This is a genomic window from Tengunoibacter tsumagoiensis (genome assembly GCF_003967535.1).
GTDB classification, from domain to species: domain Bacteria; phylum Chloroflexota; class Ktedonobacteria; order Ktedonobacterales; family Ktedonobacteraceae; genus Tengunoibacter; species Tengunoibacter tsumagoiensis.
Genome location: NZ_BIFR01000002.1, coordinates 779,388 through 791,882 on the forward strand (window position 1 = coordinate 779,388; position 12,495 = coordinate 791,882).

At 49.6% G+C, this 12,495-nt stretch carries 9 protein-coding genes; all 9 read left to right on the forward strand.

The features are described 5' to 3' along the window. Positions 1-6 precede the first annotated feature (6 nt). On the forward strand, positions 7-387 hold the full coding sequence (locus tag EL628_RS23480; RefSeq protein ID WP_126582446.1) for a 3-hydroxyacyl-ACP dehydratase FabZ family protein: 381 nt from the start codon (positions 7-9) through the stop codon (positions 385-387). Beyond that, positions 384-1,685: a beta-ketoacyl-[acyl-carrier-protein] synthase family protein gene (locus tag EL628_RS23485; RefSeq protein ID WP_126582447.1), complete on the forward strand. Its 1,302-nt coding sequence runs from the start codon at positions 384-386 to the stop codon at positions 1,683-1,685. The genes EL628_RS23480 and EL628_RS23485 overlap by 4 nt, the downstream gene beginning before the upstream one ends. Beyond that, positions 1,682-4,090 (forward strand): beta-ketoacyl-[acyl-carrier-protein] synthase family protein, encoded by a 2,409-nt coding sequence (locus EL628_RS23490; protein WP_126582448.1) that lies wholly within the window; start codon positions 1,682-1,684, stop codon positions 4,088-4,090. Before EL628_RS23485 ends, EL628_RS23490 begins: the two co-directional genes overlap by 4 nt. Further along, a complete protein-coding gene (locus EL628_RS23495; protein WP_126582449.1) occupies positions 4,087-5,163 on the forward strand; it encodes a 3-oxoacyl-ACP synthase III family protein in 1,077 nt (358 codons plus the stop codon). Before EL628_RS23490 ends, EL628_RS23495 begins: the two co-directional genes overlap by 4 nt. Positions 5,164-5,288: 125 nt before the next feature. After that, positions 5,289-5,888 (forward strand): TetR/AcrR family transcriptional regulator, encoded by a 600-nt coding sequence (locus tag EL628_RS23500; protein WP_126582450.1) that lies wholly within the window; start codon positions 5,289-5,291, stop codon positions 5,886-5,888. 140 nt (positions 5,889-6,028) lie between these two features. After that, a complete protein-coding gene (locus tag EL628_RS23505) occupies positions 6,029-7,690 on the forward strand; it encodes a nitroreductase/quinone reductase family protein (RefSeq protein ID WP_126582451.1) in 1,662 nt (553 codons plus the stop codon). Positions 7,691-7,915: 225 nt separating this feature from the next. Further along, entirely contained in the window at positions 7,916-9,400 is a 1,485-nt protein-coding gene (locus EL628_RS23510) for a benzaldehyde dehydrogenase (protein ID WP_126582452.1), read from the forward strand. Positions 9,401-9,560: 160 nt separating this feature from the next. Further along, positions 9,561-11,033 carry an MDR family MFS transporter gene (locus EL628_RS23515; RefSeq protein ID WP_161975711.1) on the forward strand — a complete coding sequence of 491 codons (1,473 nt, stop codon included), beginning with the start codon at positions 9,561-9,563 and terminating at the stop codon, positions 11,031-11,033. A 55-nt stretch (positions 11,034-11,088) separates the two neighbouring features. Further along, positions 11,089-12,411 (forward strand): cytochrome P450, encoded by a 1,323-nt coding sequence (locus EL628_RS23520; RefSeq protein WP_126582454.1) that lies wholly within the window; start codon positions 11,089-11,091, stop codon positions 12,409-12,411. The last annotated feature ends 84 nt before the right edge of the window (positions 12,412-12,495 follow it).

A 12,495-nucleotide genomic window follows, 5' to 3' on the forward strand; every position in this document is an offset into this window, starting at 1 on the left:
CACCATATGAGATATTGGTTCACCTATGATCAGATCCTTGCAATAGAACCAGGCGTGTCCGCCAAAGCCGCTTGCAACATTCCTAATACACTTTCTCTTTTTACATCGCACTTTCCACGTTTTCCCATCCTTCCCGGAGTATTGTTACTTGATAGTCTGGTGCATGTAGGTATCCACCTGTTGGAGATTCAGACCGAGCAACAATGGAGGCTGCATAGGGTGAAGCAGGTAAGTTTTCGTCATTTTGTGCAGCCAGGAGACCAACTGCAATTAGAGGTGGAAGTGAAACAGATCGAGCCAATGAGGGCACATCTGAGTGGAAAAGTCTTTGCTGGTGGGAAATGTATGGCTACCGTCCGCCATATTCATCTGGAGGTCTATCAATGAGTCGTGTAGTTATTACTGGTATTGGTCTGGTTACGCCACTGGGAGTTGGAACAAAAGAGACATGGCAAGGATTGCTAGAAAACCGAAGTGCTCTTGGCCCCATTGAGCGCTTTAACGCAACCTCGCTTCAGACGCGTCTAGCCGGTGAGGTCCACGATTTTGTCCCTCAGGACTTTATTACTAATCGTCGTACGCTTCGCCTGATGACCCGAGGAGATCAGATGGCGTTTGCTGCTACTATCCTGGCGTTGCGTGATGCCCAATTGGATCTAAAAGCGATTGATTGCGAGCAGACAGGTATCTTTATTGGCAGTAACAAAGAAGTGAGCAATCTGGATCACTTTGTGCCTACTGCGCTTGCCTCCAGTCGTGAAGATGGAACGATAGATAGTGAGCGTATGGGTGTTCATGCCCATAAAGTCTATCCATTGATTTTCTTAGAAGGCCTCCCTGCGGCCAGCCTCTTCTTTATTTCAGAAGCGTTTGGATTTAAGGGATGCAATGGCTTCTTTGTTGGCACTGCTGATGCGAGCGCTGTCGCCATTGGGCGAGCATATCGTGCCATTCGCCGTGGAGAGACAGAGGTAGCGATTGCAGGAGGGTTTGATGAAGCAGTTACCTGGTTTAATATGATCAAGTTGCAAGCGATGGAAGTGATGACCGAGCAGAACGAGTTAGGAGCAGAAGCCTACCGACCATTTGACAGACAGCGAAGCGGTACGATTATTGGCGAAGGAGCGGCTTTTCTCGTGCTTGAGAGCTACGAATCTGCAATTAGACGGAATGCTCCCATCTATGCCGAGATCGCTGGTTTTGGAACAGCATATGACGGCTATCAACTGATCAAACCTCATCCTAGAGGACGAGGTTTAACGTTAGCGATGCAAGCCGCTTTACGTGAGGCCGAGATGGCATCGGAAACGATCGAATATCTCTCAGTTCATGGGAGTGGGACCAGATTAGGAGATACCAGCGAGGCTATCGCCATTCAGGATACCTTTGGCGAAAATGCAAGCAAGGTACCAGGAAGCTGTGTAAAGCCTGCGACTGGTCATCTTGTTGCCGCAGCCGGGGCCTTGAACGTCGCAGTCTCAGCTCTTGTTCTGCGACATCAGATGCTGCCCCCGACATTGCATCTGCATGAACAGGACCCCGAATGTTCATTGGATCTTGTTCCATTGCAAGCGCGCGAGGCTCATGTAGGGCAAGCACTCGCCCTTGCGCGTGGGCTAGAAGGTCAGAATGTCGCCCTTGCACTCCGTCGAGTGAATGAGAAGAAAGGAAGCGTGGAGTTTTGACACTCAATGATGATACCAGCACCGAGAAATCGATGCGTGTTGTGGTAACTGGTATGGGTGCTGTTACCTCGTTAGGGACTTCTGTTGAAGCACTCTGGGCAGGCATTAAATCAGGGCAGGTTGGCATTCGTCCGGTGCAGAACCTTCCAATGGACTCATATCTTACCAGCCTTGGTGGTGAAGTCCAGGAAAAAGTGGCATCTGGCAAAACATATCCGCTTTGCATCACCCATGGCGATCTCGTGTCAGCTGCGAATGAACGTGTACTTGAATTCGCCCTGCAAGCAGGCGAGGAAGCTTGTGATGCGAGCGGTAAGAGCCTGCAGAATATCCCTGCCGAACGTTGGGGCGTAGTGATTGGAACCTGTATGGGCGGCTTAAGCAGTGCGAGTCAATGGTATAAAGCGTACCTGGATGGAGTATCGGCCTCTCCGGAATGTTTGCTTCTTTTCCCTCCTCAGAGCCTGGCAGAAATCATTGGAAGTGTCTTCGGGGTAAAAGGTCCAATCATTTCCCTCTCGACCGCCTGTGCAGCAGGAGCCAATGCGATTGGCTATGCAGCCGACCTGATCCGCTCAGGGCAGGCTGATGTGGTGCTGGCTGGGGGAACCGATGCGCTCTCAGATGTGACCTTTGCTGGTTTCCATGCCCTGGAATCATTGTCTCCCAGACCAGCAGCTCCTTACTCACGGAACCGCCAGGGGCTCTCCCTGGGTGAAGGGAGCGGTATGCTGGTACTGATGCGCGCAGATCTGGCCGAACAGTTGGGCGTTCCAATGCTTGCTGAGATCCTGGGATACGGCCTTTCGGCAGATGGATATCATCCAACAGCCCCTGATCCCTATGGGAGAGGAGCCAAAAGAGCTATTCAAGCGGCCCTTAAAGTCTCTGGCGTCCTGGCAGAGCAAGTGCAGTATGTGAATGGCCATGGTACGGGGACTGCAAAAAATGATTCTGCTGAAACAAAAGCTATTCGTTTAGCGCTTGGAGCAGCGGCAGAGCAGGTGAAAGTCAGTAGCTCAAAATCGATGATTGGACACCTGCTGGGGGCTGCTGGAACCGTTGAAAGCATCATTGCCATTAAAGCCTTACAGGAACAACTGGCTCCTCCAACAGCGAATTATGACAGCGTTGACCCCGAATGCGATCTGGATTACGTTCCAAATGTTTCTCTTCCCCTTCCTATGAATGTCGCTATCTCCAATAACTTTGCCTTTGGTGGAAATAATGCCTGCCTGGTATTAGGGAAAGGCGATCTCAGCAGTGCATCACCCGCCACCCCTGGAAATGAGCGTGTGGTAGTTACTGGTATCTCCACCCTTACCAGTGCTGGCTGTACCCTTGACGAGGTATGGGAGGCTTTCGCGAAGAAGCAGAGTAGCATTCAGACGAAAGATGGAAAGAGAGTTGCCTGGGTAGAGAATCTGGATCCATCGCCGTTTCTGACGGTACGTGATAGACGCCGTATGGACCGCCTGAGCATTTTTTCTGTTGTAGCGACCCATCTGGCACTGGCGAATGCAGCGTTAGAGGTAACCGATGAGAACCGACATGATATAGGCATTCTGTTTGGGAGTGGATTGGGCCCAATGGAGAGTATGGAGAAGTTCTGTAAGCCGCTCTTTAGTCAAGGGACCGCAGCAGCCAGTCCTGGTGTGTTTCCCAATACTGTCTTTAATGCCGCGGCAGGGCAGGTTGCCATACATGTTGGAACGCTTGGCCCCAATTCTACAGTCACAACTGGTCATGGGGCGGGGGCATCTGCCATCTGTTATGGCTATGATCAGGTGGCAAATGGACTGGCTACAGCAATGGTCTGCCTGGCTGTAGATACCCTCACTGATGCGGTGGTTCAAGCGTATAGTGATCTTGGGATACTTTCACCGAAGAGCTCGTTTGCGCTGGCTGAAGGGGGGGTTGCACTTCTACTTGAGAGCCTTTCTAGCGCTCGTAAACGTGGCGCACGCATCTATGGCGAGATAACAGGCTATGGTATGGCAGCAGATGGACATGGAATTGGGAATTTTGATCGTCATGACTCTGGCGTCAGACGTGCAATGTGCCGGGCAGTACAACATGCTGGGATCGATATTCAGAAAGTGAATGCCATCTGGGCCAATCAATCTGGTTTTCGTCCCAGTGACCTGGCTGAAACCACAGCAATCCATCAAGTTTTTCAGGAAAGTGAGACTCTTCCTGTCATCTATACTCCTAAAACCCTGTTTGGAGAACCAGTTGGAGTAGGAGGGGCGCTGAATACCGCGCTGGCTCTGAAATCCTGGCAATGTGAGCAACCATCCTCTCCCGGGGAGCAGAAGTATGCGCTTATCAATAGCAGCACCCTTGGTGGAACTCATTTCTCGCTGCTCTTACGCTCATATCAAGAAGAGGAGATAGCCCTATGAAGCGAGCACACATTGTAAGCACAGGTTCGTATCTGCCTGGTCAACCATTGACAAATACAGATCTTGAGGAACTGGTGGGGCCCCTGAGCCCTGATTTGCTGGCCCAGGTCCAGGTAGAGCGACGTCATTGGCTTGTGAACCCCACGACAGGCGTGCATACCGAGACCAACTCAGATATGGCCACCAAAGCGGCAGAGCAAGCATTAACTTTTGCTTCACTATCAGCTCATGATGTCGACCTGCTTGTTTTGTCCACCAGCAGTCCTGATTTTCCGTTGCCGCCAATGGTTACTCTGGTCCAGGAGAAATTAGGGTTAAAGCGTTGTGCAACGATTGAAGTGCGTTCAGGCTGTGCTGGAAGTGTCCAGGCACTTGATATCGCTCGACTTTATCTTGAACAGGGGAAGTATCATACTGCGGTCGTGATTGGCTGTGAGGCGATCTCACCAATCCTGGTTCCACTTTTCCTGCATAAGGACCCGGAGACTATTCGAGCCAGGGATCGTCTCAGTGTGTATTCGTTCGGCGATGGAGCGGCGGCCTTTGTGTTACAGGCAAGCGATGAGCCAGGAGGAATTCATAGTTCGTCGTTAGCCAGCGTGGGAGGAGACAGGAAGCCAGGGATGACCGTAACTGCCGGAGGGTCGAAAGTGCCTGTGCCAGGTCCAAAGGAGCGGATGGAGCTGCGTGTAGATTTTCAGGCTTCAGGAAAATTTACCCCCTACATATTGGCAGAATCGCTGACTGATATCCTCACAACAAGTGGGGTCAGTGCCGAATCAATTGATCTTTGTATTATTCCAGAGGGCAATACCGGATATCTTCAGGAAGAGTTGAAAGAGGCTGGCTTATTGACTCCAGAGTGGGTGGCAGTCAGTGGAAACATCTTTGAGAATCTCTCGCTCGTTGGAAATACTGGATCGGCTGCCCTCCCACTGGCCCTCGATTATGCCTGGAAGACAGGGCATGTCAGACAGGGTGATCAACTCTTGATTCTTGCAATTGAGACCAGCAAATGGATGTACGCAGGAATGACTCTGACCTGGTCTGCAACGCCCTGTCCAATTGCATAGGTGCACAACAGATCTGGTGGAGATGCAGGATGTGGAGATAGAGAACATCTGAGCTGGATCGTACGTGGGAAGAAACATTTGAACCTGATCGTATTGTAACAGTTCCGATCTGGAGGAATGTAGCCATGATGAATCAGAGCATTCACACAGCTCACATGGGTATCTGCTTCTCTGAAGAAGCGATTGCCAATGCGGTGTATACGCTCTTTCTCACCCATAGCTTTGATGGGGTTACCCTACACATGGTTGCTGACAGCGTAGATATCCCCTTTGAACGAGTAATGGCGACCTATGCTAGCACCTATCAGGTGTGGTACGCGGCTCTTTGTCACGCAACAGAAGAGCTTTTTCTGGCAGTCAATAAAGAGGGGAGTATTGACCCACCTCTTCATCAACTCCGTGATGTCTGTTATGCAGTGCTACAGCATAGTGTTCGCCATCCCCTTGCTCATCGTTTCATTGCGATGCCTCGGAGCGAGAACATGCGAGAGCCAGATGAGCCAGCCTATGGTGTGATTGCGCTGCGTGCGCTTCTCAAGCGTCTGGTAAAACAGTGTATAAAGGAGCACAATTTTGCTCCTCAATCATCTGAAATGATTACTCAAAGTGTCCTTTGTCTACTGCATGGGGTTGTAGATTTTCAGTTGAACATTCAACGCATCCCCTGGATGGAGAATCTCTCAGACCATATTCTGGAAACCTATTTTGCAGGCCTCGCACCATAAGAGCTTCTTGTATGGCGAGCCTATGATGTCTTGCCAGGCGGGAAGCTTATCCGAGAAGCTTATCCGAGAAGCTTATCCATATACACCACCCTTTATCCCTTTTTGTGTTAGGAAGAGACCTGAGGAGAAAAAAGAAGCCTATGGATACAATACAAACACAAGTGATTATTGTTGGAGGCGCTGTTGCAGGAGGATCGCTTGCCTGTGCTCTGGCATACCAGGGCATTCATTCTGTTTTGCTTGAAAAGCGGAAGACCCCCACAGATCTCAATCGTGGAGACGGCATGCAGCCCCGCTCATTAGAGATTATGGAGGAATGGGGGCTCTTGAGCGCTTTTGAGAAAGCAGGAGCCATTCCTGCTTATGGTATTGAGATGTATCATCCCTTCCTTGGTAAGTTGCTAGAGATTGATCTGGGCGTCGTGAAGACGGCTCATCCTCATCTGCTGAATCTCCCCCATCGTGACATCGAGGTTCTTCTGCTTGAGCATGCCAGGAAGAGCGGCTATTGTCAGATACTGTATGGAAACGCCTCGGACCTGATTATGGAAGAAGGCAGAGCCATTGGCGTGAGCGCAACGATTGCTGGCTCGGAGATCGAGATCTATGCGCCAGTGATTGCAGGAGCTGACGGAGCTCAGTCGGCTCTACGAAGAAAGATAGGGATCGAAGTCGCATTCCAGGAATATGAACACGATCTGCTGGTCTTACATGCTCAACGACCAGATTGGTTTACCGGGAAGTTGCGGACGCGTGTGTTCCTCCATCAAGATGGCGCAGCTATCCTGTTGCCATTACCAGACGAGAAGGTCCGTCTGGCACTTCTTGTTCCAGCAGGTCAGGGTGGTCAATGGAAGATGATGACAGAAGAGGCGTTATTGCACCAGTTGATAAAAAGAAATCCGCGCCTGGGAGACCTGAAAGGCATTGAGAAGCAAGGAGAGCATATCTATCGCATGAGGAAGATGCATGCTCCAACCTATGCGGCAAAGGGAGTTGTCCTGCTGGGGGATGCGGCTCATGTGACACATGCTGCGGGTGGTTTAGGCATGAATATGGCCCTTCAGGATGCTCATACCCTGGCCGCAGAGCTTGCCAGTGCCTTTCAACACAGAGTTTCATTTGACCAGGCATATAGCAACTATGAACGGCTCCGGTATCCAGTCAATCAAGGTGTTATTGATCGTGCAGAATTTATGTCGAAGCAACTGTGGACGCCCTCACAACGCGCATTTTGGGGCCGAGCGCTCTCATTGGCCATTCCGCATTATCTTCTCCCTTTTCTCTGGAAGAAAATTACGACTTCGCTGGCCTGGAGAAATGCGGGTATTCTTACTCCTACTCCAGCAAAGCGCAGCCCATTTCCAGCTCTTATCGTAGCCTTATATCGCCTTTCACAAGGTCGAATTGGAGGACACTCCCATCAAAATCCTGTGTTATTGTTGAGCACTCAGCAAGAGAACAACAAAATGCATACCGTCCCATTGTTGTTTTTCCCCAAGGGAGATCAGCTACTCATTGTGGCATCCAATGGTGGCTCAGACCTCCCACCTCAATGGTATAGAAACTTGCAACGGAACCAACAGGTTATTCTGCATATTGGCTCAACCAGTCAGAAAGCTCTTGCTACAGTCGCAGACCAGGATCTGCATGCCGAGCTCTGGCCCTGGCTGATCGAACGGTATGCAGGCTTAGAAGCCTACCAGAAAAAAACGCCCCGGCAGCTTGCCATTATTCTTTTACAGCAAGAAGTGCCGACAGAAAAAAAAGAACCTGAGTTTGTTGCAATTGGAGCAAAATAGTTCTTTATAAAGGAAACGTACCAGCCTGGAAGCATGTACTGAGTTGGGCAGAGATCCTCTTAGCGTACTTACCAGGCTGGTAAGTTGCGAGTAACGTAGATGCGATAACATCCATTCAAGCGGTCACGAGTAGAATTTCTATGGCTCTTGGATGGATAGAGACAGAGAGCATAAAAAGTGTTCTTTGCTTTTCTCCTAAGAAAGAAGCGCAGAAGAGAGGGTAAAATGGGACTTCTTGAATCTGAATGCTGGCCAGGCAAGATCTACAGTGATGGTTGGAAGAGAGCAACAGGTGGAGATAGAGCTGTCTGTGAACCAGCAACAGGCGAGTGTCTGGCAAGAGTGGGCTACTCTGATCCAGAAGATATTGAACGAGCAACCCGGATTGCGGTAGAGGCGCAGCGCCACTGGTGGGCCTGCCCTGCTTCTGAACGTCGAGAAGTATTCTATCGAGCAGCGCACCTCCTTGAAGTACACCATAATGAGATCTGTGAATGGATTGTACGTGAGGGAGGGGCAATCCCAATGAAAGCACACTTTGAGGTCAGAGGGTGTCTGGATGAATTGCAGGAAGCGGCAGCCATCCCGACGAGTCCCACTGGATATGTCATGCCAGGATCTCATCCTGGTCAGATGGCCAGTGCTCAACTGGGGCAACTCAGTCTGGCTCGTCGCATCCCTCGAGGGGTAGTTGGCGTCATCTCACCTTTTAACTTTCCTCTTGTCCTGGCTATGCGCTCTGTTGCGCCCGCCATCGCACTTGGGAATGCGGTCATCCTTAAGCCAGATCCTCGTACTGCCATTTCAGGAGGGATCGTGCTTGCGCGATTATTTGAAGAAGCGGGGCTTCCCAGTGGTGTTTTACAGGTGCTTCCAGGTGGCAAAGAGGCAGGAGAAGCCCTGGTACGAGATAGCCATGTCGATATGATCTCTTTTACAGGATCTACTGTAGTGGGTCAACGTATAGCTGAATTGGCTGCACCTTCTTTAAAGAAAGTAGCTCTGGAGCTTGGAGGAAACAACGCGTATATTGTGTTAGACGACGCGCCTGTCGAGGCTGCCAGCTCAGCTGGTGCGTGGAGCTCCTTTTTTCATCAGGGACAGATCTGTATGTCAGCGGGTCGCCATATTGTCCACGAGCGTATTGCTGAAAAGTACGTAGCACTACTGGCTCAGCGAGCGGCAGCCTTAAAAGTGGGGAATCCCTATCAAGAGGATGTTGAGCTTGGCCCAATTATAGATCGCAAGCAGCTAGAGCGGATTCAGCATATTGTTGATGCCACCGTTGCGGACGGAGCCCACCTTATCACAGGCGGAAGTGCCAGGGGTCCGTATTATCTCCCAACAGTTTTAACGCATGTGCAGCCAACGATGGCAGCATATGCCAATGAGATCTTCGGTCCTGTGGCACCTGTCACTATCGTAGGAAGCGATGAAGAGGCTATTGAGGTTGCAAATGCCAGCCCTTATGGCTTGTCAGCCGCCATCCAGACGGGCTCTCAGGCGCGTGCATTTGCTATAGCGGAACGTCTCCATAGTGGGATGATTCATGTGAATGACCAGACCGTAAATTATGAATCGAATATTCCATTTGGAGGTGTAGGTCTGTCTGGAAATGGAGGTCGGTTTGGCGGTGAGGCAAGCAAAGATGAATTCTCCCAGTGGCAGTGGTTCACGCTACGTCAGCAATCAACCTTTTATCCATTTTAGATGAATGTTCCCAGTGGCAGTGGTTCACGCTACGTCAGCAATCAACCTTCTAATCATTTTGAATTGTAGAGCACACAGATGAGCATGAAATCTCATCATCTTCTTATCGGGTTTTGGGTTTCATGCTTATCAAGAAACATTGATGAAGGGACACGCTGTTATGAGTTTTTCGGCATTACCAGAGAAGCGCCAGGGCTTGATAGAGTACAAGTGGATTGTGGCTATTGTTGTCATCTTTGGCGCTTTTATGAGCGTTTTAGATCAGACCATTGTAAATATTGCTGTTCCACGCCTGGAGAGTTCTTTTGAAACGGGCCTGAGCAGCGTCCAATGGGTATTGACTGCGTATGTGCTGACACAGGGAGTAGTAACTCCTACGACAGCATTTTTTGCAAATCGGCTGGGCACCAAACGTTTCTATATTATCTCTCTTGTTCTCTTTACCATTGGTTCTGCGCTATGTGGTCTCTCGTGGAATCTTCCAGCCTTGATTATCTTTCGTATTGTGCAAGGAATTGGGGGGGCATTTCTCTTCCCACTAGGAATTGCACAGCTCTATCGGGTGTTTCCTTTAGAGGAGCGTGGTGTGGCGACAGGCGTCTTCGGGATCGCTACCTTACTTGCCCCCGCTGTAGGTCCAACTCTGGGTGGTTATCTTATCACCTATGTGAATTGGCCGGCTATCTTTTATATTAATATTCCCATGGGGATTATAGGCGTGATCCTGGCACTGCTGCTTCTGAAAGAAGTACGCGATGATGTCAAGGTGCGCTTTGACCTTCCAGGTTTTATCCTGGTAGCCGCTGGCCTGGCAGCAGTTCTGTATGCCCTTTCAAATGCAAGTGTAGATGGTTGGACATCAATAAGTGTCCTGTCATTCCTCATTGGGGGGATGGTGTTATTGGGGCTCTTTACCATCGTCGAACTGATAAAGATCAGTCGAGGTGAGACTCCATTAGTCAACTTAAAGTTGTTTGCCAATGGACCATTTTTCATCAGTAATCTGACGAATGTCTTAATTACCTTTGCATTCTTCGGGGGCTTGTTTCTCTTCCCCATCTACCTCCAGAGCATGCGTGGAATGAGTGCTTTCGATTCTGGCCTGCTCCTGCTCCCACAGGCTCTCGCTGCGATTATCACCTCTTTTATCGGAGGACGATTAGTTGATCGCTATGGCGTGCGTCTGGTGGTTATTCCCGGGCTGGTCTTGCTGGCGTTTGTTACCTGGCAGTTTGCCTATGTGACACCTGGTACTTCGTATTGGTGGCTTCAGTGTTTATTCATTGTTCGTGGTCTGGCATTAGGGGTGATTATTCAGCCGCTCAGTGTCTCAGCGCTCTCGGATATTCGTCCACAACAGCTTGCGCAGGCGTCATCTTTGTATAGCGTCATCCGTTTTATCTCGACCTCTTTAGGAATTGCAGTTCTGGCAACGCTCATTCAGACGCGCATGAAAGTTGCCTTTATACCAGGTCAGCCAAAGCTCAGTTACATGTATGCTATTCAATATGATTTCTGGTTCTGTTTGTGGGTCGTTCTGGGAGCTATTGTTCTCGCCTTTTTCATCCACTACAAGAGAAAACAGGTTTCAGGCCAGAAGGGACGAGCCGAGCTGCCGCTGGTTGAAGGTTAATTCAGAAGGTATGTGAAGGAACAAAGAAGAGAACCAGTCAAGGAGGAGCTTGCGAATGAGTGTTTATACAGATATTCCGTATGTGACCCCACCAGCAGATTATCAGTTTCATCTGGGAACTTTCCTGGCAGATGCGTATGAGCGGTATGGTCCAGTTTTTCGCTCAACCTACTTTGAGCAAGATGTTCTGTATATGATTGGGCCCGAAGCTAATCGTTTCGTGCTAGTGAGTAATCGCCAAAAATTTTCCAACGATAAGGGGTGGAGCAGCATTTTTAGTGTCTCTGATATGTTTGGTCGCGGTCTGCTTACAATGGATGGAACCGAACATAGTCAGAGCCGGAAGATGATGAATCCAGCGTTTACAGTTAATTACATGAACCATTATCTGCCGTTGATGAACCGTGTTATTCGTGACTACACTGGTTATTGGGCAGAGGTTGGCGAGATAGACATCTATGAAGAGGCTCGTAAAATCACCTTTGAGATAGCAGCTCAGGCGTTTGCTGGTCTGAGAAGTGAGACTGAGATTGCCCAATTCCGTGAGCTTTTTTTGCGCATTCTTATGACACCACGAGTTGTTGAACCCGATGAAGATTTTGAAACCTTTACGCGGGAACAGGCAGTGAAGCTACGACAGCTTCAAGGCGAACTTCATACGTTGTTGCTTCCCAAAATTGAAGAGCGTCGTAAGAATCCGACAAACGATCTTTTCGGCCTGTTAGTTCAAGCGCGGGATGATCAGGGGAATGCAATGCCCGATGAGCAACTGACAGCCCATGCGAATATCTTGCTTGTGGCAGGGCATGAGACTTCTACCAGCTTTATCTCCTGGCTATTGTACCTACTCGTCCAACATCCCGACTATCTTGAGCGTGTTTTAGCTGAACAGGATGCTTTGCTGCTTCCAGACAGTGAGCCAACACTAGAAGATATTAAGCGGATGAAAGTGTTAGACAACGCTCTGAAAGAGACTGAACGCTTGTATCCTCCTATTCCCAATGGTCCGCGTGGACTTGTGGAGGATATTGAATTTAACGGCTATCATATACCAGCCGGGACATTAGTGTTTTATGCTATTGCAGCGTCTCATATGATTGGAAGCATTTTTCCTCAGCCAACTCAGTTTGATCCAGATCGTTTTGCCGCTCCACGTGAGGAAGATAAGAAAAGTCCATATGCACTCGTTGGCTTTGGCGGCGGTCCTCGTATGTGTATTGGTCTGAACTTTGCCCAGATTGAGATGAAGGCGCTGCTTTCACACCTGCTTCGTCGCTACCGTTTCGATCTGGTCCCTGGGCAGGAGATTGCACAGTTTTATGCAGCTACTGGTCGTCCACTGAATGGTATTCGCTTCCAGGTGTCTAAGCGGGCATAATTCTGTCTATGCAAAAATGACGCGATAAAAAAGCCTTTGTGCATGCAATGATGTAGTTACAGAGGCTTTAGTGCATAATTTTAT